Source organism: Kitasatospora sp. NPDC057500 (assembly GCF_042802195.1).
In the GTDB taxonomy this organism is placed as follows: Bacteria; Actinomycetota; Actinomycetes; order Streptomycetales; family Streptomycetaceae; genus Kitasatospora.
Window position 1 is genome coordinate 46,486 of sequence record NZ_JBHVER010000010.1, and the last position, 24,110, is coordinate 70,595.

Below are 24,110 nucleotides of genomic sequence, written 5' to 3' on the forward strand. Positions count from 1 at the left end.
CCCACCCCCTCCCCCCCGCCGCGCCCGCCCCGGGGGTGCCCCCCCCGGCGGCGGGCCCACGCCCGGTGGGGGAGTGCGCACGGCCGATCAGGTCGCCCTCCGGCCTGCGGCTGAGCGGGCGTCCGGCGGCTCGTCGAGGGCCGGCCACTCCTCGGCCGCGAACTGCGGGCCGGCAGCCGTGGCCGCTGCCCGCCCCGCGCCCGCCCCGCTACCGGCCGGACGGCCGTGCCGCCCGGCGCCACGAAGGGTGCCGCGCGGGCCGGTTCAGCGCAGCACCTCCAGCTCCGGCCAGTCGTCGCCGGGCCGGTCGAGGAAGCCGGTGGGCCGCCCCGTCAGGTACCGCGCGAAGAAGGCGGCGACGGCGGTGCGCTGGGCGGCCAGGGAGCGCCGGGGGTCGACGGTGCCGATGAGCCCGGCCGCGTCGGGGACCGGGAGGCGGCGGACGAGCTGAGGCAGGAGGACCTGCAGGTCGGTGTACGAGCCGTGGGCGGCGTTCCGCAGCCGCAGGGCGTGCCGGGGGCCGGTGGACGCCGCCCAGCAGGAGGCCCAGCTCGGTTCGGTGCGCAGGGTCTTCGTACCGGAGGCCATCAGCAGGAAGGGCTTGGCGAGGCCGCTGTCGGCGACGGGTCCGAGGAGGGCGCCGTCGAGGTCGGCCGCCGCGCGGACGCGGGGATCGTCGTGGGCGAGCTGGGCGGCGACGGAGCCGCCGAGGGACTGCCCGAGCACGCCGGTCCTGGCCGGGTCGGCGGCTTCGGCGAGCCCGTCCGGGAGCGGGCGGGTGCCGGTGTCGGGGCGGTCCCCGCGGGCGAGCCGGTCGAGTGCGCCGAGGACGAAGCGGGCGTCGGCGAGGCGGGCCCGGGAGTGGCCGGCCAGGAGGGCGGCGATGACCTCCGGGGTGAGGTCGTCGGGCAGCGGGAGGGCGCGTTCGACCCGGCCGCCGGGGAACTCGACCTGTTCGGCCTCGTACGTGGAGTCGAGGGCGACGACGAGGTGGCCGCGGCTCGCCAGCTCCTCGACCAGGGCGGTGCCGAGGGCGCGCGAGCCGCCGTCGCCGGAGGAGAACAGCACCACGGGCAGCCGGCCGGCGCGGCGGGCGACGGGCGCGCCGGTGCGGGCGTGGGTCCTGATGCCCCGCCAGTCGGCGGCGCCGGCGGGGACACCGAGGGCCGGTGCGGAGTGCGCGTCCCAGTCGGCCGCCGCGGCCGGGGGCAGCCAGGGGGCCGTCGGGTACCCGGCGCCGGGCTCCGCCGGGTACCAGAGGCCGGCCATGAGCTCCCGGTAGGGCTTGGCGGGCAGGAGGGGGTCGGGGCGGCTGTCGTCGACCAGGTGCAGCTCGACGGTGCCGACGGGCCAGGGCCCGGTGGGCGCGGGCAGCCGCAGCGGGACCGGGGCGCCGGGGGCGTGCGCGGGGCCCTGTCCCCCGGCCGGGGCGGCGGGGCGGCTCCCCGGGGCGGGGGCGGCGGCCACGGCGGCGAGCGCGGCGGCGCCGAGCGTGCCGAGCAGGGCGCGGCGGGTCGGGGGCATGGGCGGGCTCCTCGGGGTGCGGCTGCGGGGTCGCCACCAGGGTTCCGCCGCCGGGGGGCGCGGGGCGCCCTGCCGCGGGACGATCCCGCCGGCGGGCGCGGGTCGCCCCAGGGCGCGTCCGCTCCTCCGCGCGGAGGAGCCCCCGGTGTCCCGGGGTCTCCGCCGGTCTCCGCCGGCGGGCGGACGCCTTCGCGGGCGCGGGGGCCCTACCGTGGGGCTCCGGCGAGGACGCCGGACGACGCGGACGCGAGGACGGACACGATGACCGGGACCGGCGCGGTACGGACGGGCCCGCCGGGCGCCCTCGCCCGGCTGCCGGGGCGGGTGCCGCCCGTGGTGGCGGACGCCGCGCTCGCGGCGGCCCTGTTCCTGGTGACGCTCGGACCGGGGCGGGTGGCGGACGGCACGGGCTTCGCGCTGCAGACCGCTCTGGTGCTGCCGTTGGTGTGGCGGCGGCGGGCGCCCCGGGCCGCGTTCGGGGTGATCGCCGCCGCGGCGCTCGCGCAGTGGCTGCTGGGTGTTCAGCTGCCGGCCGACGCGGCGTTGCTGGTCGCCCTCGGGACGGTGACCGCGCGGGCGCCCTACCGGTCGGCGTGGGCGGCGGTTCTGGTGGCGGCGGCCGGGGCGGTGCTGGCGGCGGCCCGCTGGGCGCCCGAGGGCCGGTTCCCCGCCTCGGCCGCCGCGATGACGGCGGCGGTCGCCGCGAGCGCGCTGCTCGGGGCGAACGCCCGGATCCGGCGGGCCGCGCGGGCGGAGCGGCTGGCGCGGCTGGAACGGGACCACGACGAGCGGGAGCGTCGGGCGGTGGAGGAGGAACGCGCCCGGATCGCACGGGAGTTGCACGACAGCGTGACGCACGGCCTGTCGGTGGTGGTGGCCCTGGCGGACGCGCTCGGGCACGCGCGGCCGGCCGACGCCTCCGCCGTGACGGCCCGGATCGCGGAGACCGGGCGGCAGGCGCTGACCGACATGCGGCGGGCACTGGGCCTGCTCCAGGACGCCGGCCCCGACGCGGGGCCCGGGGACGACCGGCGCTCGCCGCCGGGGATCGGGCAGCTCGGGGCGCTGTGCGAGCGGATGGAGGCGGCGGGCCTCGTGACCCGGCTGCGGGTGGACGGCGAGGCCGCCGGGGTGCCGGCCGCGGCGCAGCTGACGGTGCACCGGCTCGTCCAGGAGTCGCTGACCAACGCGCTGCGCCACGCGCCGGAGGGGTCGCGCGCCGAGGTGCGGGTGTCCTGCGCGCCGGGGGCGGTCACGGTCGAGGTGACCGACGACGGGCGGGCCGCCGGGTCCGGGCGGCCGGGATCCGCCGGGTCCGGGCGGGGTCTCACGGGGATGCGGGAGCGCGCGGCGGCCTTCGGCGGGGTGCTGGAGGCGGGCCCGCGGCCGGGCGGCGGCTGGCGGGTCTTCGTACGGCTGGATCCCGGGGGCGCGCCGTGAGGGTCCGGGTGCTGCTGGTGGACGACGAGGAGCTGCTGCGGCTGGCGTTCGGCCTGATCCTGCGCGCCGAGCCGGACATGGAGCCGGTCGGGGAGGCGGCCGACGGGGCGGCGGCGGTGGACCTGGCGCGGCGGCTGCAGCCGGACGTGGTGCTGATGGACGTGCGGATGCCGGGCACCGACGGCATCGCGGCGACCCGGCGGCTGCTGCGCGAGGTGCCCGGGACGCGGGTACTGGTGCTCACGACCTTCGACCTGGACGCGTACGCCTTCGATGCGCTGCGTGCCGGGGCCTCCGGCTTCCTGCTGAAGAACAGCCGGCCGCAGGAGCTGCTGGGGGCGATCCGCGACGTGGCCCGGGGGGACGCCGTGGTCTCCCCCCGGGTGACCCGGCGGCTGCTGGACCGCTTCGCGCACCGGCTCCCCGCCGCCGGGGACGACGGCGGCGGGGGCGGGGGCGGGGGCGACGCGGAGCGGCTGCGGGTGCTGACCGCGCGCGAGCGGGAGGTCCTGCTGGGGGCCGCCCGCGGCCTGACCAACACGGAACTCGCCGCCGCCCTCGGTCTCGCGGAGCCCACGGTGAAGAAGTACCTCGGCCGGGTCATGGCCAAGCTGGGTCTGCGGGACCGGGTGCAGGCGGTGATCTTCGCGTACGAGTGCGGGCTGGTCGGGCCGGGGTAGGCGCAGGAGACCGTGGAGGGGCCCGGGGCGTCCTGGCCGGCGCCGGTGCCGGCTGCCGGGGCACGGCATGGCAGGGTTCCGCCGACGTGCTCCGGCGCGCGCGGATATCGCCATGGTCCGCGCACCAGCGATCCCCGCTCCGGGCCGCGTCCGCCTGCTGCCGGGGCAGGGCAGGGCGGGCGGATGCGGCGCTCGGCCGTCAGGCGTCCTGGAGCAGGACGTACTTGGCGGCCAGGCTGGTGCCGTACTTGTCCATCCCGTTGAGGTAGAACTGGCTGTCGGCGGTGTTCAGGCCGAGCCTGCCCGCAGTCGTCGTCCCCCAGCACGAAGTCTGGGCCCCGGGGGCGAGGGCGGATTCCGCGCAGGTGTCGTGGGCGCCCGCGACAATCACCCAGTGGCTGTGGATGTCCCCGCCGATGTTGATCCAGTTGTCCGACAGGTTCGAGACGATCAGGACGGGCTGGATCCAGTTGTCGTTCCCGTGGACGATGCAGGTCTGGAAGAAGACCCGGGTCGACTTCGGGTGGTTCAGGGTGCCGCTGCACGCCTTGTCGAAAGCGGGCAGGTCCACCGGCCGCCAGGTCTTCACCGCGGCGGGTGCGGCAGCCGGGGCCCCGGCAGCCGGGGACGGAGCCGCAGAGGTCGGGACGGCGGTGAGAGCCAGCACGCCGGCGGCAGCGACGGCTGTGCCGGCCGTCCGGGAGAATCGACGGGCCATCGTGAGTGTTTCCTTCCGTTCGGTTGTGCGCGTACCTGGCCACAGCAGTTGATTTTGGTTGTGGTCCGGCTTGCGGGGCCGCGGGCCCGGACCGTGCCGGTCCTGCCCGCCCTGCCACGCTCGTGAGCGAGGCCGGTGCCGACCCCGCGAGCAGGCCCTCCCGGCCCCGCCAGGAAACCCCCGTGTCCCTCTCGAAGCCGCCTCCAGCCTGCCCTCCGCCCGCCCTCCCGGCCTCCTCCCCAGGTCGGCACCGCTTCCCCCGGCAGAGCCAACTCCGCACCCTCCCCAGGGAGGAGACAACCGAACAGACCACCGGCGGATCGACCCGTGCCGGTGGTGCCGGTGGTGCCGGCGGGAGAGGCGGCAGCGAGCCGGTGAGGGCGGAGGATCGCTGCCGAGCCGGCCGGGGTGTCGGTGCGCACGGTGCGGCGTCGGCCGGCCGCGGCCCGGGAGCCGGGGCGGGTGGAAGCGGCTCCACGTCACAGCGGGTTCGCGGTCACGGACGAGCTGTGGGACCGGCCTTCCGTGCGCCCGCCGCAGATCCCCGGGCGCCTCCCCAGGGCCGTCCCCGGGCGTCTGCCCAGGGGCCGGAGCCGGCCGCGCGCACGGTGATCAGGGCGGCGGCGAGGGCCAGTTCGGGCGGTGTGCCGATGACCTACCGCGGCTTCCTCGCCGAGCTGCTGACGGCCGAGTGCGACGACCGGGCGCGCCGCCGCTCCGAGCGGCGGACCAAGGCCGCCGGGTTCCCCCGGGACAACGGGTGTGAGTAGTCGGCGTACAGGAAATCCCGGTGAGATTGATCTTGGCCGGATAGGGAGCGTATTTGGTCGTGATCAAGAGGATGTTTTGGTGAGTTCCTTGATCCAGATCATCGAGGCACGGAGGTGGAGGCCGGCGAGGTAGCTTTCGGGCGTCTTGTCGAACCGTGTGGCGATGCCCCGCCAGGCCTTCAGCCTGTTGATCAGGCGCTCGACGGTGTTCCGCTCCTTGTAGAGCTCGGCCTCGTGGGCGACGGGCCGGCCGCCCCTGCTGCCCTTCTTCTCTCGGTTGGCGGCATGGTCTCGCTTCTCCGGGATAACGGCCTTGATATGCCGTTTACGCAGGTGGGAGCGGTTGCCGCGCGAGGAGTAGGCCTTGTCGCCCGCGACTGCGTCGGGCCTGGTGCGGGGGCGGCCGACAGGCCCGCGAACCCGGACCTTCGCCAACACGGGGATGAACTGCGGGCTGTCGGCGGCTTGCCCCTCGGTCAGGACGATTGCCAGCGGGCGGCACTTACGCTCGCCGGCGATGTGGACCTTGCTGGTCTGCCCGCCTCTGGACCGTCCGAGCAGGGCCGCCTTCAGGCGGATCTTGCGTCTGCGTCGGACGCGTCGCCGCTCGTCCCGTTCCGGATCGTCTGCGGTGTCCTGCCTGTCTTGTTCCTTCGAGCCGCCCCTTCTTGCCGGGCCTTCTCCGCCCCTTCTTGCCGGGCCTTCTCCGCCTCCTCGGCGGCCTTCTCCAGGTCGGCGAGCGTGTCGGGGTCGAGATGCATCCCGGCGGCGTCGTGGTGGGCCCGGACGGCGGTGGAATCCACGCTGACCAGCGACAAGTCCACCTCACCTCGCTTCGCTGCCTCCGCGATCCCGCCCTCCAACAGGGCCTCGAAGGCCCCGGCGTCCCTCCACTGCCGGAACCGGTTGTGGACCGTGGACCAGGCGCCGAACCGGCTCGGCATCTCCCTCCACTGGCCGCCCGTCCGAAACCGCCAGATCACGCCCTCGAACTGCCGACGGAGCCGCTCGGGGTACGGGCCGTACTCACCGATCGGCAGGTACGGCCCGATGAACTCCCACTCAGGGTCCGTCAGTTGCACTCGCGTCACACAACACGATCTACCGGACCAGGCGCGACCACGAGGGCGAAACCCACAGATTGATCACGACCCGATACTCGCCCTAGCACACCGCTCCGTGGCCTCGCCGAGGTTCACGGAACGATCGTCGAGCGGGTCCCGGCGCTGGCTACGGTCCGTCTCGTGCCGGTGGAGTTTCTGACTGATGAGCAGGCCGAGGCGTACGGGACGTTCGCCGAGGCGCCCACGCGCCCGGAGCTGGAGCGGTTCTTCTTCCTCGACGATGACGACCGTGACCTGATCGCGCTGCGTCGTACGGACGCGCACCGGCTGGGCATGGCGGCGCAGATCTGTACGGTCCGCTACATCGGCCGGTTCCTGGGCGAGGATCCGCTCGTCGTGCCGTGGGAGGCCGTGGAGTACCTGGTCGGACAACTCGGCATCGCCGACGCCTCGTGCGTGAAGCGGTATGCCGAGCGGCGCTCGACGGTGTACGAGCACGCGGGCGAGATCCAGCGGCGGTTCAAGTACCGGGACTTCACCGACCGGAAGTGGGGGCGGGAGTTCCGCAGTTTCCTGTACGGGCGGGCGTGGACGCACGCCGAGGGGCCGGTGGCGCTGTTCAACCATGCGGTGACGTGGCTGCGGAAGAACCGGGTGCTGCTGCCGGGTGTCTCGGTGCTGGCCCGGCAGGTGTCGGAGGCCCGTACGGCGGCCGAGTGTCGCCTGTACGAGGCGGTGGCCCGCGCGACGGTCCGGTAGATGCGGCGCTCGCGCCGGCCTTGGCGGAGCTACTGGTGGTGCCGGAGGGCAGGCGGGTCTCGGAGCTGGAGCGGCTGCGTACGCCGCCGGTGAAGTCGACGGGCACGGCGATGGTGCGGGCCATGGAGCGGGTGGAGGAGATCTCCGCGTTCGCGCTGGGCCGGGTGAACCTGTCGCGGGTGCCGGTGAACCGGCTGTCCGCGCTGGCCCGGTACGGGCAGCTGAGCAAGGCGCAGACGATCGAGCGGGCGCCGGAGCCGCGGCGAACCGCGCTGCTGACGGCGGTGGTGCGCCAGCTGGAGGCGCAGGCGGTCGACGACGCACTGGATCTGTTCGCGGTGCTGATGGCGAACCGGCTGATCAGCCCAGCCCGCCGGGCGTCGGACCGGGAGCGCCTGGCGATGCTGCCGCAGCTGGAGAAGGCGGCCCGGATCCTGGCGAAGGCGTCGAAGATCCTCACCGAGGAGCTGGACCTGGTCGCCGAGCACGACGCGGACCTGGACGTCGCCGCGCTGTGGGCGGCGGTCGAGGAGGCCGTGCCACGTACGGCGGTGGCCGGGGCGGTGGCGACCGTCGAGGCCCTGGTGCCCGAGGATGACGGGTCCGCGGAGGCGGCGATGCGCGAGAAGCTGGCCCTGCGCTACAACACCGCCGCGCCCGTTCCTGTCCCTGTTGGGCGAGTCGGACGCGCTGGGCGCCGCCCCGGCCGGGGCGTCGCATTCTCAAGGCGGTGCGTCACCTGCCCGTGCTCTCGCGGCGTCGGGTCAAGGACCGGCCGCTGCTGCCCCGCGAGGTCGACGCCGAGCTGGTGCCGGCGGTGTGGAAGCGCGCGGTGTTCTCCAACGCCAAGCTGCCGCAGGGCGCGGTCGACCGTGACGCGTACGTGGTGTGCGTCCTGGGATGCACCGCGCCCTGAACCGGCGCGATGTGTTCGCCTCTCCCTCGAACCGGTGGGCGGACCCGCGCGCCCGGCTGTTGGACGGGCCGCGGTGGGAGGCGATGCGCGCGGACGTGCTCGCGGGCCTGTCCCTGACCGAGGACGCCGAGGAGCACCTGGCCCAGCTCGTCCGGGGGCTGGACGCGGCGTGGCGGCAGATGGCCGACCGCCTGGAGGAGGCCGGCGCCGAGGCGAAGGTGGAGATCGTCGTCCCCGAGGGCGGCGGACGCGCCCGGCTGTCGGTGGACAAGCTTGGCGCGGTGGGCGAGCCGGAGTCGCTGACCTGGCTCAAGGCCACCACGGAAGCGATGCTCCCGGGGATCGACCTGCCGGACCTGCTGTTCGAGGTCCACTCCTGGACCGGCTTCCTTGATGCCTTCGGGCACGTCTCCGAGCGGCGCACCCGGATGGAGGGCCTGCTCGTCTCCCTGGTCGCGCTGCTGGTGGCGGAGAGCTGCAACATCGGCCTGACTCCGGTCATCGACCCGGAGAACAAGTCGCTGACTCGCTCGCGGCTGTCCCACGTCGACCAGAACTACCTGCGAGCCGACACCATCGCCGCGGCGAACGCCGCGCTCATCACCGCCCAGTCCCGCATCGAGCTGGCCCAGATGTGGGGCGGCGGGCTGCTCGCCTCCGTCGACGGCCTGCGCTTCGTCGTCCCCGTCAAGAGCATCAACAGCGGCCCCTCGCCCAAATACTACGGCTACAAACGCGGCGTGACCTGGCTCAACGCCGTCAACGACCAGGTCGCCGGGATCGGCGCGATGGTCGTACGCGGCACCCCGCGCGACAGCCTCTACACCCTGCTCAACCTCGACGGCGGGGTGAAGCCTGAGATGGTCGCAACCGACAACGCCTCGTACTCGGACATGGCCTTCGGCCTGTACAAGATGCTCGGATTCCGCTTCGCCCCGCGCTTCCGCGACCTCGCCGACCAGAGGTTCTGGCGCGCCGACCTGCCCGACGGCGAGGCGCCGGCCGCCGCCGGGTACGGGCCGCTGGAGGCCATCGCCTGCAACAAGGTGAACCTCAAGCGGATCGCCACGCACTGGCCGGACATGCTCCGGGTCGCCGGGTCGCTCATCACCAACCAGGTCCGGGCCTACGACCTGCTGCGGATGTTCGGCCGCGAGGGCCACCCGACCCCGCTCGGCGCCGCGTTCGCCGAGTACGGGCGGATCGACAAGACCATGCACCTGCTCGCGCTGGTCGACCCGGTCGACGACACCTACCGTCGGCTGATGAACCGGCAGCTGACCGTGCAGGAGTCCCGCCACCGGCTGGCGCGTGCGATCTGCCACGGCGGCCGCGGCCAGATCCGCCAGGCGTACCGCGAGGGCCAGGAGGACCAGCTCGCCGCCCTCGGCCTGGTCCTCAATGCCGTCGTCCTGTGGAACACCCGCTACCTCGATGCCGCCGTCGCCCAGCTCCGCGCCGAGGGCCACGACATGGGGATTAGGGCTCGTGCGACCCATGACTGGCAGGCAAGGAGAGCCAGAGGGCAGCGTGCTCGTAGGGCCCTGTTCCCGTCCGGCCTGCTCGACCTGCCGACCTGAAGGGCTGCCGTGGAGTCTGCGCTGATCGGGCGTGGTGGCGGGAAGCACGATGCTCCTTTGCCCACGGCATGGGCCGGCATTCCGGGGGGCCTGATGGGCAGCCTGCGTACCCGTCGGGGCAGGAGTCGCCTGGCGCAGGAGATGGTGTCGGCCCTGCGGAAGGGGCATCGGTGGCGGCCTGACCGTCTGCAAGATCGAACCCGCTGACCGCGTCGCATCGCTTCCATCGCGGGTAGATGACGGTGGCGTCGGCCATGCAGAGGTGTTCCACCATCGCACCGTTCACACTTTTCTCCCCAGCGTGTCGGCACCTACCAGAACGAGATATCCGAAAATATCGGATTGTCCGGATACGTGTCGGCTGCGACAATCGCGGGATGCGTAATCACATCCTGTCCGACGGCACCGTTGCCCTCTCCCTCCTGCGTCTCGACGATGCGTCGGCGCACCTGGCCGGGGAGGACACACAGCTGGTGCGCTGGCTGAATGGTGGCCCCGGAACCCGGGAGAGCGTCGAGGCGTACCTCGTGCACTGCGCTCAGCAGTGGGAGGCTGACGGGCCGCTGCGGGCCTTCGGTATCCGGTTCGGTGCCGAAGAGACCCTGGCCGGCACGGTTGACCTGCGGTTCGAGGGCGAAGGTCTGGAGCTTGGTCAGGTGAACGTGGCCTACGGGCTCTACCCGGCCTGGCGCGGACGGGGACTGGCGACCCGCGCGGTCGACCTGGCGTGCCGGTATGCGGCCGACCAGGGTGCGATCTGCGCGGTGATGAAGACGGAGCCGGAGAACGAGGCGTCCGCACGGGTCGCCCTGCGGGCGGGCTTCACCCTGGTCCGCCGGATCCGTGAGCAGAGTGGAACCGTCTACGACCGCTACGAGCGTCCTCTGGTGAAGGGGCTGGCGGTGAGGATCGCCGGCGAGGCCGACATCGATGCGGTCTTCGACATCCGCACCAGCGTGCGCGAGAACCATCTCTCGCACGAGCAGCTCACCGAGCTCGGGATCACGAAGGAGTCGGTGAAGGAGGCGTTGGCTGCGTCCCCGTGTCTGTGGATCGCCGAGGTCGAAGGGCAGGCCGCGGGGTTCGCGATGGCGGACACCGAGGCCGGCAGCGTCTTCGCATGCTTCATCCGCCCGCAGTTCGAGGGGCGCGGTCTGGGGCGCATGCTCATGCAGCGCGCGGAGGCGTTCCTGTTCGAGCGCCATGCGACCGTCTGGCTGACCACCGATACCTCCAGCCGCGCTCCCAGCTTCTACCGTCGGCTCGGCTGGACCGCGCTGCGGGATCTGCCGGACGGCAGCACCCACTTCGAGAAGCAGCGCACGACACCTGCCGTCGGCAAGATGCACGCCGACGAGGCGGGCATCGATTAACCTCTCGTGCGCCGACTGCTGGTCGCCCAGTTCCCCCGCTGGGCCGACCTGCCGCTCGCACCGGTCCGGTCCGCAGGGACGGACAACGCCATGTACCGGCTCGGTGACGACCTCGCGGTCCGCCTCCCGCGGATCCCCTCGGCCGTCGAAAGCCCTGCGCACCGAGCAGCACTGGCTGCCGCAGATTGCCCCGCATCTCCCGGTGCCCAGTCCGGTCCCGCTGGGGATGGGTGCCCCGGCGGAGGGCTTCGAGTGGCCCTGGTCCGTCTGCCGCTGGATCGAAGGAGAGAATCCGGTGACCGGCCGGCTCGCCGATCCCCTCGGGCTCGCCCGGGACCTCGCCGGCTTCATCACCGCCCTGCGCGGTGTCGACACCACCGGTGCCCCGGCCGCGCGCCGGGGTCTGCCCCTCACCACGCAGGACGAGGAGGTGCGTGCCGCGCTAGCCGACCTGGGCGGAATGATCGACGTACCCGCAGCGACGGCCGCGTGGGAACAGGCCCTGCACGTACCGGCGTACGAGGGGCCGGCACAGTGGTTCCACGGCGACCTCGCATCGTTCAGCATCCTTGCCGCACAGGGCAGGCTGGCCGGGGTCATCGACTTCGGGCTCACGGGGGTGGGAGACCCCAGCGTCGATCTCATCCCCGCGTGGAACCTGCTGCCCGCACACGCGCGCGAGAAGTTCCGCACCGCCCTCGGGGCCGACGACGACGCCTGGGACCGTGGCCGCGGGTGGGCCCTGTCAATCGCATTGGTCGCGCTCCCCTACTACAAGGACTCCAACCCTCAGCGCGCGGCCAGCGCCCGCCACGTCATCCGCGAGGTCCTCGCCAGCCACGAGCAGGTGACGCGGTGACCGCCCGCCACCCCGTCCAGGTGCCCGCCGCATTGACTACCTCGCTGGCCGGTGAAGCCTGGCGGACCTGGACCGATGCTCTCCCGGACCTGGCCGAGGACTTCTTCCACCGCTGGGACCTGCGCCTGGACGGCTCCGCCGCACACGGAGTCGTCGCGCTGGCCCTCCCCGTCCGGCGGCCGGACGGCAGTGCCGCCCTGCTCAAGCTCCAGCCCGTGGACGAGGAGACCCGCGGCGAGCCCCTCGCCCTGCGCACCTGGGGAACACGTCACGCCGTCGACCTGCTCGAACACGACCCCGACACCGGAACCATGCTCCTGGAGCGGCTCGATGCCTCCCGCTCGCTCCAGAATGTCCCGGACAGCGTCCAAGCTCTGCAGGATCTGTCGGCATTCCTGGCCCACCTGATCGCTGTCCCGGCCCCGCCCGGCCTGCCACGGCCGGCCGACATCGCGCAGGCCATGATCGACCGGCTCCCCGCATCACGGCCTTCAAAAACCAAGGGCATTCAACAACCCGGGACCACCGTTCTCTGACATGACCCGGGTCCATGACCGCCCCCGAACCGGCCGAGCCGGGCCTCCTCGTCGCCGAACCGCTCATCCGCACCGAGATCAAGATCGGATACGCCCGGGTCTCGACCAGCGTGCAGAAGCTCGAACGACAGCTCGACGCACTCACCGCCGCCGGATGCCGGAAGATCTTTGCGGACAAGAAGTCCGGCAAGAACGCGCTCCGCCCCGAGCTGAAGGCGTGCCACGCCTTCCTCGACCCCGGCGACACCCTCGTGGTCCCCTCGCTCGACCGCTACGGCCGCCGCCTCCAGGGCCTCATCAACATGGTCGCCGAACTCCGCACCCGCGGCATCGGCTTCACCTCTCTGCACGAGAACCTCGACACCACCACCCCCGGCGGCCGGCTCGTCTTCCACGTCTTTGCCGCCCTCGCGGAGTTCATCCGCGAACTCATCGTCATCGGCACCAACGAGGGCCTGGCCGCCGCCCGCGAACGCGGCCGGGTCGGCGGACGCCCCAGCGTCGCCACCGAGGAAGTCATCCGCGCCGCCCGCGACCTGCTGCCCGACCCCGGCCGCTCGATCACCTCGATCGCCAAGCTGCTGGGCGTCTCCCTGGGCACCCTCTACAACCACATCCCAGACCTGCGCGAGCTACGCGTTGGCACCGTGCCCCGTCGGATCGAAGCGCCGGCGGAGTAGACCGACTCCAGCAAGATCAATCTCACCGGCACTTTCTGTACGCCAACTACTCACACCCGAGGTAGGTCTTCAGGTTGATGTTGCTGGGCGAGTAGATGGGAAGCCCGGTGGCCAGCCAACCGGAATATGGCTTCTCGGATTCGCGCCCTGGTGAGTCCCGGAGGTCTGCGGCGCGGGCGAAGCTCTCGCGGCTCAGGGAGACCCAGACGCCCCAGGAGAAGACGTCGCTGCTGCCGATGACCGGTATCTCGATCAGGCCCTTGACGAAGTAGTGCTGTGCTCTGATGGCGCACTGATCCGATGAGAGCAGGCAGTCAGGGGTGTCGTCGTAGCTCGGGTCCCAGACGTAGGGGGGCCGTTGTCGAGTAGTTCATCGGCAGCTCTGCGTGGTGCTCGCCGCAGCACGAGCAGGCGAACCCGGGATCGCTGGTCATGGGCGGAAGCCTGAACCGACCCCTTTGACTGCAGCCCGCCCCGGCCCCGGGCGGTCCGTCGACGGCATGTCACAAGCACGGTCCTTCCTCGCCCGGGTCCCGAAAGCTCCTGGCGGATGTCCGGACGGTGGCGAGGAGCGCCTGGGCGCGCCGCCGGAAGGTCTCGTCCTGGTCGATGACGCGGTCCTCGATGCCCGAGCAGACCGTGCGGGCGTCGCCGGTGGCGAGGACGGCGAGCAGGCTGAGGTGGTCGTAGGTCAGGGCGGCGGAGAGAAGCCCCAGGGCGTCGCAGGCGCCCTGGGGATCGGTGCCCGTCTCGGCGGCCGCCAGGGCAGCTTCGGCGAGCGCGGGGCGGTCGAGCGAGGCGGGTTCCGCGACGGACAGCAGGGCGGTTGCGGCGGTCGGTGCCAGCCTCGGATCGGCGAGGGAGGCTTCCAGGTGGGGCGCGAGCGGCTGCCCCGCCTGTCCGAGAAGTTCCGCAGCATGGGCGGCCCGCGCCAGCGGCCACTGGGACCAGGGGCTTCGTGCGGCGCGGCGGAACACGGAGTCCAGGACGGCGACCGCCTCGTGCGCGTCGCCCGTGATGCGCCACAGCGCCTCGGTGAGGGCGGTGTCAGCGTCCAGAGCGGGCGTGGTGTCGGCGTCCGGGCCGCTGAGTGCAGCGCGTAGCGCGGGCACCAGCGCCACCGCCCGGGGGCCGAGTTCCCCCGCCGCGGCCGCGGCCTGCCGCCGCTGGGCGGCTCCCTCGCGGAGCTCGGGCCCGAGCAGGCGCAGCAGGGGTGCGGCGTCGCCGGTGAGGTCGTCCAGGGCCTGCGCGGCGGAGAGGACCCCGTCCTCGGCTGCCGCGCGCAGGGCCGCGACGGTGCGGGCCCGGTCTGCCGGTCCGCCGTCGCGGGCGAGGGTGGTGAGGGCGCGGGCCGTGGGGCCGGGATGGTGGGGGAGCAGTGCGCACAGCTCGGGCAGGGCCGGGGCTGCCGCGCTGCCCCAGCCGGCCAGGAGGTTCGTCAGCTGCCAGGGCTCGTTGCCGTTGAGCTCCGTGGGCCGCGCGAGTCGCTTGCGGACCGCGGCGAGGAGGTCGTCGTCGTAGGGGAAGGCGGCGTACGGGCTGCGGGATCCTGCGGCCGCGTCCAGGGCCCGGGGACGCCGTCCGAGACCAGCACAGTCGACCTCGAGCGCACCGTCGCCATTGGGCTCGGACGGCGTCGGTCATCGCAGGGGACGAGTTCACCCCGCGTCCGCGGCTGCGCCGATGATCCCCTCCCACAGTGTGCCTCAGGGGATGACGGCGGCCGCTCGGTGAGCGTCCAGGAGTGCCGGTGCTGCCGGGGACACCGGAGTAGAGGTGCCCCATCCGGAACAGCCTCCCGTCCAGCACCTCGGGGCACAGGCCGAAGGGGCCGTCGTGGTAGCCGGGCATCCGTGCGGGAGGGGCGTCCGCGCCCTTCGTCACGTGGTCCGTCACTGGCCGAGGAGCACACGGCGCATCTGCGCCGCCCGCGTGATGTAGTCCTCCCGCTGGTCGATCACCCACGTGCCGCCCTCCTCGACCACGCGCAGCGCCCAGCGATCGGTTCTCCCGGGCTTGCTCAAGGGGAAGGTGACGTACACCCCGTAGCCCACCGGGTGGGCGCCGGGGCCCGCGGGCACCTGGATGATGTCGCCGGTGGCGGCGGTAGCGGGACCGGCCGGTGTCATGTCGGCGAGCGTCGGTATCACCGGGGTGGGGCCAGAGGGGACGGCCGGAGCGGACGTCGGGGTCGGGGCGGGTGTCCGGGTGGTGCTGGTGGTGACGCAGTCGGCGACGGTGCCGCCGCGCAGGAGAGCCGAGCTGAGGGAGCAGGAGGTCTGCCAGTCGCCGCGGTTGACCGCGTCCTGGTAGTTCTGGGCGACGGCGGACAGTGCGGCCAGTGTGGATGCGGGGATCGGCGCAGGGGCAGCGCTGGTGGGCGCGGGGTTCGTGTCGGCGGCGGTCGAGGCGCAGCCGGCCGCGGAGAGCAGGGCGGCCACGAGGGTGAGGGTCCGGGCGGTCTGCTTGTAGACAGTCACGTGCTTATCCAACCGGATGGCACTGTCAGGGCCACTCGAATCCCTGACCCGTGGCAGAAGCGGGCTGTGAGCGAGGACGCTAGTGCTGTGACCGCATAGGTTCGCCGGGTTGCTGGGCCACACGGCGAGGAGGGGTCTGCCGCTCGATCTGAGTGCGGCCAGGGTGTTCGCGCTGCCCTTGCGGCGGCGGTTGACGCCCCACAGGGTGTCGTCTCCGACCGAGTAGCAGCCGTGGAAGCAGGTGACGCCATGGGGGCGCCGAAGCGGCTGCGCCATCGTTGCCGTACGGGCTCACCGGTGCTTCGTGGTCGATCGCGGACGTAGGCACCGGCCGCCGAGAAGGCAGAAGCAGGGCGCACACGCCAGCCGGCCGGACCCCAGCACCAGTGCGACCTCGCCACCGAGACCGTCCGCGGCTACGCCGGCCACCTCCCCAGCGGCATCTACGAAGCCCGCACCCGGTTCTACCGCCGCGCACCCCACGAGGTCCTCGGCGCCGATGGCTACGCCCTTCGCGTCGCGACCGGCGCACGCTGTCGCGCGCCGGCCGTCAGCCGATCGGTCCGAGGAGGTAGTTGCCCGGCGCGGCGGGGTCGTCGCTGAGGTAGAACTCGATGATCGCCTCGCGGAACTCGTCGAGGCTGATCACCCCGTTCCCGTCCCGGTCCAGTCGCGGGAACGCCTGCTCGGAGTGCGCGCGGGGCACGCCCAGCTGCTCGTACATGTGGACGTACTCCTCCTTGCTGAGGATGCCGTCGCCGTTGGTGTCATAGGCGTTCAGCAGGGCGTCGGCGATCGCCAGCACCGTGCTCTCGAAGTGCGCGGGCGTGGTCACGTCGGCCTTCATGATGGTGAGGAACTCCTGGCGCGAGACCTGCCCGTCGCCGTCGGTGTCCCCGTGCTCCACCAGGAGGTGCCACCAGCGGGCGAAGGCGTCGTGGAGGGCCCGAACGGTGGCCTGGTCGTCCCGGGTCGCGGTCCGGGCGAACACCTCGGCCGTGCCGCGAAGGTCCTCCTGGGACAGCTGTCCGTCCCCGTTCAGGTCGAACCAGTCGAACAGGGCGTTGAACTTCTGGCTCTTCACGGGCGATGTCATGAGGTCCTCGATTCCCTGGCCGCGCGGGCGGCGTGCGGCGGCATGCGGCGAACGGTAGGGTCAGCGGTCCGGAGAGCGCCTCCGCAACGCCGGGAGGCCACCGCTGCGGGTGACGGCGGGAGGGCGGTGGTGCGCCAGGTGGCTCATCCGGGCCCGTGAGGGCATGGAGGGACCTCGATGCGCTGGTCGTGCTCATCGAGGAGCCGGCGGTCGATGTCCAGCAGCCACCAGCGGCCGACCTCGACGGTGCAGAAGCGGCGGGCCCCGGACCCCGGAAATCGGATCCCTGTGTGAGTAGTTGTCCTGGCCGACCAATCCGGACTGGCTCGTGCTGGTTTTGTCGAAGGTCTTCCCACTGCCTTCGGGGCTTGGCTACGTTCCGACGCGGCTACCGACGTCGGTGGCATGGCCAGTGGGAGGGGTACATGAGGCTCAGGCGCATGGCCGCAGCTGCTGCGGCGTCGATCAGTATCGTTCTTGCCGGGACGGCTGCTGCGCCTTCGGCGTCTGCCGCCTCCGGCGGCGGGTGCTCGGAAGGCTCGATCCGTTCCTGCATCAGCTACAACGGATGGCTCGCCACGGTGTCGGCGGATTCCTGGTACTACCCCACCCCACCAGCCGGGTGTACGCACCAGACGATGATCATCAACGGTAATGGAAACATCGTTGCCGAGAAGTACTGGGACTACTGCAACAGCGATCGGAACCCCGGAGTCGGCTACGGAACGATCGGGGGAGACTTCTATGCGCGCACGTGCTTCTTCTTGAACAACACCGTGCTGGCCTGCGTGGACAGTCCTTGGCAGCGCGTCTGACACCCGGCTGGGGGATGTCGTTGTGGAAGGATCGGTTACGGGACATCTCTGAGGAATTCCCCACCCCGCTTCGTCTGGTGGGAGCACTACCTGGCGGAACAGGGACGGAGCTGGGACAGCCGCCAGCGGTGCTGGCTGTCGTCCCATTTCGGCGCCGTCGATCGCGGCGAGCAGCCGGGAGCGGACGGCGCCGACTGCCTTCCGGATCCTTGCTCTTCAGCTGGGGGCGATCAGTTCGGCGGCCGCGGCGAGGACCGGCACCGGCACCGGCACGGTCGCATCGCTCAGGAAGTCGGCCATCGCCTGGGCGCTGTCGTTCTCGCGTCATCGTGGCGTACTGCCGGCCGAAGCGCATCCCCCTTTGTGCGGCTCGACGAGAATCTGGACGCCTACCGCGCCGGAAAGCCCGGCGACTTCGGGAAAGCTGGTCGCGTCCGACGGGAATCCCGAGAAGCACCAGATGTTCCTCCTGGGCATCGATCCCGATGCGCACAACGGCCGGGCCATCGTCTCGACGGGAAACCCCGACAAGGCGCAGCACACGGCGGTCTCCGTGCCGGGCACCGAGACCGTGCTCGCCGGGGGATGCCGGGGCGCCGCCCCTGCGCGACTTCACCAAGGACTTGCGGGTGGCCGAGGGTGACAACGGCGTCTGTTCGCACCTGACCCTGATGGGGCACAGCCACGGGACCTACGTCGTGGGCGCGGCCGCGCGGGACGGCGGCGTGAACGCCGACGGCATCATCGCGTTGGGCAGCCCCGGCATGGGGGTGGACAGGGCCTCGGAGCTCAGCATCGCCCCGAAGCACGGCTGGGTCGGCACGGCCAAGGACGACTTCATCCAGACGGCCACCGGCACCGTGTTCGGCGAGGGACCCCAGTACGGGATCTTCGGGGCCCGGCACATCAAGGTCGACACCAGCGGGCACGGCGGCTACCGGGACAGGGGCCCCGGTGGTGCAAGCGAGACCCTCCTCCACCAGCGACGGATCATCGCCGGCCGCCCGCCGACCCTCGCCCCCACCGTCGCGCACTGACCCCGGATCCGCCCCGATCGACCCGCCGACCCAGGAGCACCGTGACTGCCAGCGCATCCCGCGCCTTCGCGCGGATCACCGCCACCGCGCTCCTGCCGGCGGCGCTCGGAGGGTGCTCGTCCGCCCATCCCGACAGGAGTGACCCACCACCCGTGAAGTCCAAGGCCGATGCCCGGACCTGGGGCCCAGCAGATCACCGAGCACACGGCCCGCACCGCCGGGATCGGGCCGGACCCGTCGACCGTCGACACGCTCTCCACTCCGTGCACCGGGAAGAACGGTGAGACCGCCGACGACGACCGGTACATCCTGATGTACAGCGTGAAGAGCCGCGTACCGCGCGCCCAACACCCGGAAGCGGTCCGGAGGATCCGCGACATGCTGATCGGCGAGGGCCTGACCGAGGAGGGCTGGCGCGAAACAACTGCGGGCCCGGGCCCGGGCAGGACCGGGCCACCACCCTGTGGGAGCAGGCACTTGCAGCCGACCTCCCGCCCGCCGCACTGCACGGGCTCGGCCGCTTCGCCACCGCCACCGCCATCGACAGGCGCGGGTACACCCGCTCCGCCGTCTGTCTGCGCTTGGCCTGCGACGGCCGGCTGGACGACACGGCCCCCCGAGGCCGCCAAGGAGGGCTCTGGCCGTCCTTGGCGTGCGGGGCACCGCGCCGGTGTTCGCGGCCCGGCCCACCCGGGCCTACCTGAACAGCACCGGCTGGTGCACCGACCTGGCCACGCTGCCCGGTGGGTGTCCCCGCGGTCCCGCCCGGGCGTGCATGCGCAGGAGGGGGGTCTGTGGAGCGAAGTTCAGAGGGCGTCGAGGATGCGGGTGCGCTGCGCGGCGTGTTCGGCGTCGGTGATCGCACCGGCGTCGCGCAAGGCGTCGAGCCGCTTGAGGCGGCTCGCTATCTCATCGGCGGTGGTGGCCGCGTGAGGGGTCCACGCGGCCGGCTCAGCGCTCGGAGGAGTGTTCGCCGGCATCGGGGGTGCAGCGTGCGGCAGAGGAAGCTGCGCGGGCGGCTGGGCGCCGTACGGATTCGCGGGCGGGAAACCGTAGCCCGGGCCCGGGGGAGGCGGGAACGCACCCTGCTGCGGCGGGTGGGGCTGGACCGGATACGGGGCCTGCGCGCCCCACGCTGCGCCGGCCGCCGGGTTCGCCTGGAAGTCCCAGCGCCCGTTGTCGGCGCGGCCGTGCAGGCTCATCGCGTGCCCGCACCCCTTGCACTTGCGGGTGACCAGTTCACTCATGCCGGCCGTCATCATCCCCGCGGCGGCCCGGCCCATGGCCCGGCCCGCGTTGTTGATCGCAGAGTTCGTGCACCTCGTGCAGTCGGGGCATCCGGTGTGTACGCGCTGTGCCATCCCGGGGCGTCCTTCCGTGCATTGACACTTCGTTGATCGACTGACTGTTCCAGGCGGCCTGTACCCGCGGGTGCAGGCCGCCCAGAGTGTGGAATGCGGCCGGACGGCGGCGGTGCCAGGCCCGCAATGCCGTGCGGCGCTGCGCAAGTTCAGCACGACCACAGAGAGGAAGGCCAGGGCTTCGACGGTTTCGCCACCCGTCAGCGCTGTCCCGCGTCACCGGACGGACCCGTCGGCTACCCGTTCGTCCTCTCTTGGACCGCGGCTGCTTCGTCCTCGGGCCTGCGGCCACGGCTCCGGAAGCCGGTGCAGGCCGTCGCAGTCGATGCCCTGGCTTTTCTGCACGACTGTCGACAGCGACTGTTCAGCTCGTTGGGAGGCGGGCTCCGGTGAGGGAAATCGTTGTTCATGAGAATGGGCAGCACCCGGTTGAGGCGGAAGCGGCCGGTTCCCGGGATCGAACATCGCCAGGCCCGCCGTGACACGGTGCAGCCGCCACCGTCGTGCTCCCTCGACGGCGGCTGCACCGTGCCTCAGGTCAGCCGGGCGGTGGCGTAGGCGAGCATGGCGTCGCGCTGGTACACGGCGAGCCCCGGGGTGATGGCCTCGTATGCGGCGCGCCACGTCTCGTTGTCGACGATGGAGCGTCCGATGGCTCGGTAGTCCTCGGCGGCGACGGTGCGCAGTTCGCTCAGCGCCCGGTATTGGGTGTCGATCTCGGCCTGGACCGGGTCGGCGTCGACCGGGTGGCCCGCGGCCATGAGTTCGGCCAGCCGGATCATCTGCGCGGTGCGCTCACGGTGCGCGGCGTCGGCGTCGGCCTGGCTCATCGTGGCGGCGCGTCGTCCGACCTCCTGGGCGAGTTCGGGGTAGTCGCGCATGTTGTCCTCGTAGTGGGAGGGCGTCACGCCCTCGAAGAGGTTCTCCGGGCGGTTGATGGTCATGGGACGGTCGTCCTTCCTGGACTGCACCAGTTCGGCGATCGTGCGGGAGACGGCGCCGGCCAGGCGATCCCCGCCAAGCTGGACGACTACGCGGTCGGCGCGTGGATGCGCCGCCAGCGCAAGGCCGCGGGCCTCACCGCCGACCAGGTGGCCAAGCTCGACGCGCTGGACGAGCTGTGGCGCCTGGAGCCGGACTGGAACCGCTCCTACCGCCGCCTCCTCGCCTACCTCGCCGCCGGCGGAACCCTGAACGGCCCGGCCAACCGCACCGGCCTCGGCGACGACCCGGCGTTCCGTCCCGGCACCTGGCTGCGCAAGCAGGCCAAGGCCCGCACCGACGGCAAGCTGACCGCCCAGCAGACCGCGCTCCTGGACGCGCTCACCCGGCACGCCGAGACCGTCGCCGGCCGACCCCTGCCTCGCAGGCGAGGTGCGTGATGCGGCGCCGAGCACGGGGCCGGGGCCCGGCGATGCCGAGCCGCCCGGCGAGGAGCAGGGCCAGAGCCGCGGGCACCAGCGCCCAGGCGGGCAGGTCGCCCGGATCGACGTGGCCGGCGAGCAGAGCGCTGCCCGCGGCGGCGCCCGCGGCGGAGCCGAGGTACATCGCGGCCATCTGGAACGCGACGACCGGCATCGCCTGCTCGGGCCGGTCCCCGGTCAGGGCCTGCTGCAGGACGGGGACGCCGGCCCATCCCGCCGCTCCCCAGCACGCCGCCGCGACGAGCCACACGGCCGGGGAGGTGAAGACCCAGAGGGCGGCGAAGCTCCCGAGCAGCGCGGCGGGCAGGACGATGAGCAGCGCACGGGGCCCGTGGGCGTCCAGAGACCTGCCGACCAGGGCGGAGCCGGCGACTCCGCCGATGCCCCAGGCCCACACCAGCGCGAAGCCCCAGCCCTGGAGTCCCCGGGCCTCGGCCATGGGCAGCAGGTAGGTGTAGAGCCCGAGGCTGGCCACGCCGAGGAGGAACGCGGCAGCGACCCCGATGAGGGTCCGCGACGACTTCAGCACCGCGAAGGCGGGACCGCGCGAAGCGGGCAGTGGGGGGATCGTGCGCGCCTTGACGGCCAGCGCTCCCATGCCGAGGAGGCCGACGGCGACGACCAGGCCCATCGTCCACCGCCAGTTCAGCTGGTTGCCGATGACCATCCCGACCGGCACTCCGGCGACCGTCCCGGTGGACAGCCCGAAGGTCACCATGGCCATGGCGCGCCCTCGTTCGTGGTCGGCGGCCATCGCGGCGGCGGCCGCGGTCGCCACCGCGGTGAGCACACCGGCACCGGCGCCCGCGATCACCCGCGAGGCGAGGAAGACCTCGATCCCCGGCGCGACCGCGGTGATGAGATTGCCGAGATTGAACACCCCCAGCGCGATCAGCAGCGCCCTGGCGGTACTCCCACGGACCAGCGTTCCCGACAGCGACGGCCCGGCCAGGGCGTACGCCGCGGTGAAGCCCGTCACGCCCAGGCCGACCGCCGCGACCGTCGTGGCGAGCGAGTCGGCGATCGAAGGCAGCACTCCGGCGAGGACGTAGGCGTCGACCCCCAGCGCGATCGCGGCCGCGACGAGGGGCCAGACACGGCGGATCACGCGTCCTCCTCGGCGGGAGCGGCCTCCTGGTACCCGTTGAGGACCGTGCCGATCAGGCCCGGGAAGCGCGCCTCCAGGTCCTCCTGGCGCAGCCGGATCATGCACTTGCGTCCTTCGGCCCGGACGAACACCACCCCGGATTCGCGCAGCAGGCCGGTGTGGTGCGTGAGCGTCGACCGCGGCAGGTCCGGCCCCAGTTCGATGCTGTCCACCTCGCCGCGCTCCGCGAGCACCCGCACCATCGACAGCCGCAGCGGCTCGCTCAGCGCGAAGAGCACCCGCGGGATCGCGATCTCGTCAACCCCGGGATGCTCGTACACCCGTGACGGCGACATCGGCACCACCTTCAATCGTTCGACTATTTCCGCACGATAATAGTGCGGGAATTCTCGAACGATCAAGCCGGCCGCTCACCCCTGGTGTGAACGGCCGCCCCGGTGAGCCGATGGCGGTGCGCGCGGGCCGGCCGGGCGGCCCGGGGCCGGCCGGCGTCTTCACCGGCCGGTAGAACGTCGCCTGCGCCGACAGCTGCACCGCCCCCGCTCCGGGCCGTTCGTCCAGCACCTGGCGGGTGAGCTGCATCAGCCCCTTCACCGTGCCCTTGAAGCGGCCGCGCTGGTGTCGCAGCGACTCCAGCACCGCGACGACTACCCTCTCGTCGGCGCGCCCGGTCGCCCGGTGCGGCCGCGCGCCGGTCACTGCGAAGTGCGGCGCCAGCGCCTGGTCTTCACCGCACACCTGCCCGCTGGCCTCCACCACGCCCCACGCGTGACACGACTACCGGGGACGGCGTCATCCGGTACCTCGGGCGCCGGCCCGTGGGCGGGACGCCCGGGCCGGTCTACGCTGCGCTCCATGGACCCCTGGACCGTGAACTCGGCGCGCTGGCAGCCCAGGAGGGCCTGCCCGCCTCCATGGTGCGGCGCCTGCTGCGCCACCCGGTGGCCCGCCGCACGGCGGCACGGCTGCGCCGGGACCTGACGGGGGAACAGACGGAGGAGATCATCGCGCTCGGCTCCGCGCGCCCGCTCGCCGCGAACCCCTGGGTGCCGGCCCCGGTCAAGGCCCGTCTGGCGCGGCACCCGGAGCCGGCGGTCCGCTGCGCGGCCGCCGCCGGTGCCACCGACGAGCCGCCCGGACTGCTGGCCCGCCTGGCCGGCGATCCGGACCCCCTGGTGCGCGCGTTCCTGACGATGAACGAACACCTGACGGCCGACCTGATGGCCCGCCTGGCCGGGGACTCGGACCCCATGGTGCGGGAATGGCTGCCCCGGTACCGCCGCGACGCCCCGCCGGCCGTGCGCCGGGCCCTGTTCACGGACCCCGAACCGGGCGTGCGCCGGGCCGCGCTCGCACACTGGTCCCCTCCCGCCGAACTGCTGTCGTCCCTTCTCACCGACCCGCAGACCCGCGTCGGCGCCGCCGGCCACTCGGCCCCGACCCCGGAGCTGGCCCGCGATCCGGACCCCCGCGTCCGCACCGCCGTCGCCGCCCACCCCGACCTCCCCGCGGCCCTGCACGACCTGCTGGCCCAGGACCCCGACACCCTGGTCCGCAACGAGATCGCGTGCCGCACGGACACCCCGCCCGCACTGCGCGAACGCCTCACGGCCACCCTGACACCGCGGGACCCGGCCGAGGCCTTCCTCCTCGCGCACCGCGGCCACACCTGTCCCCAGCCACCCCCCGCCCCACCCGCACTCACCCGGGAACAGGCGCAAGCCCTCCTCGCCAGAGCCGGCCTGTAGGCGGCACCCGGGGCACCGGCCCGACCACCCCCGCCACCCGCCCAAGGCCCGCCCCGCCGGGCCCGCCGCCCGTCCGCCCTGCGCGCACGGCCGTCCGTCCGGGGCGAAGTCCTTCCTCCACCCGCCGGCCACCCGCCGGTTG

General features: G+C 73.1%; 20 protein-coding genes and 5 pseudogenes. 12 read left to right on the forward strand and 13 right to left on the reverse strand.

Going from position 1 to position 24,110, the window contains the following annotated elements; translation table 11 throughout:
- Window positions 1-264: 264 nt before the first annotated feature.
- Complete coding sequence (locus tag ACFU74_RS03755; RefSeq protein WP_380751220.1) at window positions 265-1,524, reverse strand: alpha/beta hydrolase family protein; 1,260 nt, start codon at window positions 1,522-1,524, stop codon at window positions 265-267.
- Between the two features lie 261 nt (window positions 1,525-1,785).
- Here ACFU74_RS03755 and ACFU74_RS03760 point away from each other — a divergent pair, with 261 nt between their 5' ends.
- Both ACFU74_RS03760 and ACFU74_RS03765 read left to right on the forward strand, forming a co-directional pair.
- Window positions 1,786-2,964: a sensor histidine kinase gene (locus tag ACFU74_RS03760; RefSeq protein ID WP_380751223.1), complete on the forward strand. Its 1,179-nt coding sequence runs from the start codon at window positions 1,786-1,788 to the stop codon at window positions 2,962-2,964.
- Window positions 2,961-3,644: a response regulator gene (locus tag ACFU74_RS03765; RefSeq protein ID WP_380751226.1), complete on the forward strand. Its 684-nt coding sequence runs from the start codon at window positions 2,961-2,963 to the stop codon at window positions 3,642-3,644. Before ACFU74_RS03760 ends, ACFU74_RS03765 begins: the two co-directional genes overlap by 4 nt.
- Before the next feature lie 199 nt (window positions 3,645-3,843).
- On the opposite strand, the gene ACFU74_RS03770 is transcribed toward ACFU74_RS03765, so the two are convergent.
- Window positions 3,844-4,362 carry a hypothetical protein gene (locus ACFU74_RS03770; protein ID WP_380751229.1) on the reverse strand — a complete coding sequence of 173 codons (519 nt, stop codon included), beginning with the start codon at window positions 4,360-4,362 and terminating at the stop codon, window positions 3,844-3,846.
- 509 nt (window positions 4,363-4,871) lie between these two features.
- On the opposite strand from ACFU74_RS03770, the pseudogene ACFU74_RS03775 reads away from it, so the two are divergent.
- Window positions 4,872-5,117, forward strand: a pseudogene (locus ACFU74_RS03775) (hypothetical protein); the annotation flags it as partial.
- Between the two features lie 78 nt (window positions 5,118-5,195).
- On the opposite strand, the pseudogene ACFU74_RS03780 reads toward ACFU74_RS03775, so the two are convergent.
- Window positions 5,196-6,223: pseudogene (locus tag ACFU74_RS03780) on the reverse strand (IS5 family transposase).
- 153 nt (window positions 6,224-6,376) lie between these two features.
- Here ACFU74_RS03780 and ACFU74_RS03785 point away from each other — a divergent pair.
- The 5 genes and pseudogenes from ACFU74_RS03785 to ACFU74_RS03805 all read left to right on the forward strand — a co-directional run.
- Window positions 6,377-9,346 (forward strand): annotated as a pseudogene (locus ACFU74_RS03785) (Tn3 family transposase); the annotation flags it as partial.
- A gap of 482 nt (window positions 9,347-9,828) precedes the next feature.
- Window positions 9,829-10,824: a GNAT family N-acetyltransferase gene (locus tag ACFU74_RS03790; RefSeq protein ID WP_380751232.1), complete on the forward strand. Its 996-nt coding sequence runs from the start codon at window positions 9,829-9,831 to the stop codon at window positions 10,822-10,824.
- Between the two features lie 103 nt (window positions 10,825-10,927).
- Window positions 10,928-11,683, forward strand: a complete 756-nt coding sequence (locus ACFU74_RS03795) for an aminoglycoside phosphotransferase family protein (protein WP_380751235.1) — start codon at window positions 10,928-10,930, stop codon at window positions 11,681-11,683.
- The gene (locus tag ACFU74_RS03800; RefSeq protein WP_380751238.1) at window positions 11,680-12,219 is read left to right on the forward strand and encodes an aminoglycoside phosphotransferase family protein; all 540 of its coding nucleotides are present in this window, start codon (window positions 11,680-11,682) and stop codon (window positions 12,217-12,219) included. The genes ACFU74_RS03795 and ACFU74_RS03800 overlap by 4 nt, the downstream gene beginning before the upstream one ends.
- A 14-nt stretch (window positions 12,220-12,233) precedes the next feature.
- Window positions 12,234-12,899, forward strand: a complete 666-nt coding sequence (locus tag ACFU74_RS03805) for a recombinase family protein (RefSeq protein ID WP_380751241.1) — start codon at window positions 12,234-12,236, stop codon at window positions 12,897-12,899.
- A gap of 46 nt (window positions 12,900-12,945) precedes the next feature.
- Here ACFU74_RS03805 and ACFU74_RS03810 read toward each other — a convergent pair whose 3' ends face one another.
- The 5 genes and pseudogenes from ACFU74_RS03810 to ACFU74_RS03830 form a co-directional block, all read right to left on the reverse strand.
- On the reverse strand, window positions 12,946-13,209 hold the full coding sequence (locus ACFU74_RS03810; protein ID WP_380751317.1) for a DUF2199 domain-containing protein: 264 nt from the start codon (window positions 13,207-13,209) through the stop codon (window positions 12,946-12,948).
- Between the two features lie 193 nt (window positions 13,210-13,402).
- Window positions 13,403-14,011, reverse strand: coding sequence for a hypothetical protein (locus ACFU74_RS03815; protein ID WP_380751244.1), 609 nt, complete (start codon window positions 14,009-14,011; stop codon window positions 13,403-13,405).
- Between the two features lie 780 nt (window positions 14,012-14,791).
- A complete protein-coding gene (locus tag ACFU74_RS03820) occupies window positions 14,792-15,379 on the reverse strand; it encodes a hypothetical protein (RefSeq protein WP_380751326.1) in 588 nt (195 codons plus the stop codon).
- A 144-nt stretch (window positions 15,380-15,523) separates the two neighbouring features.
- Window positions 15,524-15,637: pseudogene (locus ACFU74_RS03825) on the reverse strand (IS630 family transposase); the annotation flags it as partial.
- A gap of 292 nt (window positions 15,638-15,929) precedes the next feature.
- The gene (locus tag ACFU74_RS03830) at window positions 15,930-16,475 is read right to left on the reverse strand and encodes an EF-hand domain-containing protein (protein WP_380751247.1); all 546 of its coding nucleotides are present in this window, start codon (window positions 16,473-16,475) and stop codon (window positions 15,930-15,932) included.
- A gap of 440 nt (window positions 16,476-16,915) precedes the next feature.
- On the opposite strand from ACFU74_RS03830, the gene ACFU74_RS03835 reads away from it, so the two are divergent.
- The gene (locus ACFU74_RS03835) at window positions 16,916-17,290 is read left to right on the forward strand and encodes a hypothetical protein (RefSeq protein ID WP_380751250.1); all 375 of its coding nucleotides are present in this window, start codon (window positions 16,916-16,918) and stop codon (window positions 17,288-17,290) included.
- Between the two features lie 485 nt (window positions 17,291-17,775).
- Entirely contained in the window at window positions 17,776-18,327 is a 552-nt protein-coding gene (locus ACFU74_RS03840; RefSeq protein WP_380751253.1) for an alpha/beta hydrolase, read from the forward strand.
- Between the two features lie 806 nt (window positions 18,328-19,133).
- On the opposite strand, the gene ACFU74_RS03845 is transcribed toward ACFU74_RS03840, so the two are convergent.
- Both ACFU74_RS03845 and ACFU74_RS03850 read right to left on the reverse strand, forming a co-directional pair.
- Window positions 19,134-19,574 carry an SHOCT domain-containing protein gene (locus ACFU74_RS03845; RefSeq protein ID WP_380751256.1) on the reverse strand — a complete coding sequence of 147 codons (441 nt, stop codon included), beginning with the start codon at window positions 19,572-19,574 and terminating at the stop codon, window positions 19,134-19,136.
- 647 nt (window positions 19,575-20,221) lie between these two features.
- Window positions 20,222-20,701 (reverse strand): annotated as a pseudogene (locus tag ACFU74_RS03850) (TipAS antibiotic-recognition domain-containing protein); the annotation flags it as partial.
- A 36-nt stretch (window positions 20,702-20,737) separates the two neighbouring features.
- Between ACFU74_RS03850 and ACFU74_RS03855 the strand changes: the two are divergent.
- Window positions 20,738-21,070, forward strand: coding sequence for a helicase associated domain-containing protein (locus ACFU74_RS03855; protein ID WP_380751320.1), 333 nt, complete (start codon window positions 20,738-20,740; stop codon window positions 21,068-21,070).
- Here the strand turns inward: ACFU74_RS03855 and ACFU74_RS03860 are convergent.
- From ACFU74_RS03860 to ACFU74_RS03870, 3 genes are read right to left on the reverse strand one after another with little or no spacing between them, the layout of a single operon-like run.
- The gene (locus ACFU74_RS03860) at window positions 21,012-22,220 is read right to left on the reverse strand and encodes an MFS transporter (RefSeq protein WP_380751259.1); all 1,209 of its coding nucleotides are present in this window, start codon (window positions 22,218-22,220) and stop codon (window positions 21,012-21,014) included. The two genes, ACFU74_RS03855 and ACFU74_RS03860, sit on opposite strands and share 59 nt — an antisense overlap.
- Window positions 22,217-22,555 carry an ArsR/SmtB family transcription factor gene (locus ACFU74_RS03865; protein WP_380751262.1) on the reverse strand — a complete coding sequence of 113 codons (339 nt, stop codon included), beginning with the start codon at window positions 22,553-22,555 and terminating at the stop codon, window positions 22,217-22,219. The genes ACFU74_RS03860 and ACFU74_RS03865 overlap by 4 nt, the downstream gene beginning before the upstream one ends.
- Window positions 22,518-22,979 carry a hypothetical protein gene (locus ACFU74_RS03870; RefSeq protein WP_380751265.1) on the reverse strand — a complete coding sequence of 154 codons (462 nt, stop codon included), beginning with the start codon at window positions 22,977-22,979 and terminating at the stop codon, window positions 22,518-22,520. Before ACFU74_RS03870 ends, ACFU74_RS03865 begins: the two co-directional genes overlap by 38 nt.
- Window positions 22,980-23,038: 59 nt before the next feature.
- On the opposite strand from ACFU74_RS03870, the gene ACFU74_RS03875 reads away from it, so the two are divergent.
- Window positions 23,039-23,968 (forward strand): hypothetical protein, encoded by a 930-nt coding sequence (locus tag ACFU74_RS03875; RefSeq protein ID WP_380751267.1) that lies wholly within the window; start codon window positions 23,039-23,041, stop codon window positions 23,966-23,968.
- The last annotated feature ends 142 nt before the right edge of the window (window positions 23,969-24,110 follow it).

What these genes read in the sequence shown, in the direction of transcription:
- ACFU74_RS03805 (WP_380751241.1), top strand. Translation starts at nt 12,234, where the DNA reads ATGACCGCCCCCGAACCGGCCGAGCCGGGCCTCCTCGTCGCCGAACCG.
- ACFU74_RS03760 (WP_380751223.1), top strand. Translation starts at nt 1,786, where the DNA reads ATGACCGGGACCGGCGCGGTACGGACGGGCCCGCCGGGCGCCCTCGCC.
- ACFU74_RS03840 (WP_380751253.1), top strand. Translation starts at nt 17,776, where the DNA reads ATGCGCACAACGGCCGGGCCATCGTCTCGACGGGAAACCCCGACAAGG.
- ACFU74_RS03835 (WP_380751250.1), top strand. Translation starts at nt 16,916, where the DNA reads ATGGCCGCAGCTGCTGCGGCGTCGATCAGTATCGTTCTTGCCGGGACG.
- ACFU74_RS03845 (WP_380751256.1), bottom strand. Translation starts at nt 19,574, where the DNA reads ATGAGTGAACTGGTCACCCGCAAGTGCAAGGGGTGCGGGCACGCGATG.
- ACFU74_RS03865 (WP_380751262.1), bottom strand. Translation starts at nt 22,555, where the DNA reads ATGTCGCCGTCACGGGTGTACGAGCATCCCGGGGTTGACGAGATCGCG.
- ACFU74_RS03855 (WP_380751320.1), top strand. Translation starts at nt 20,738, where the DNA reads ATGCGCCGCCAGCGCAAGGCCGCGGGCCTCACCGCCGACCAGGTGGCC.
- ACFU74_RS03790 (WP_380751232.1), top strand. Translation starts at nt 9,829, where the DNA reads ATGCGTAATCACATCCTGTCCGACGGCACCGTTGCCCTCTCCCTCCTG.
- ACFU74_RS03770 (WP_380751229.1), bottom strand. Translation starts at nt 4,362, where the DNA reads ATGGCCCGTCGATTCTCCCGGACGGCCGGCACAGCCGTCGCTGCCGCC.
- ACFU74_RS03830 (WP_380751247.1), bottom strand. Translation starts at nt 16,475, where the DNA reads ATGACATCGCCCGTGAAGAGCCAGAAGTTCAACGCCCTGTTCGACTGG.
- ACFU74_RS03755 (WP_380751220.1), bottom strand. Translation starts at nt 1,524, where the DNA reads ATGCCCCCGACCCGCCGCGCCCTGCTCGGCACGCTCGGCGCCGCCGCG.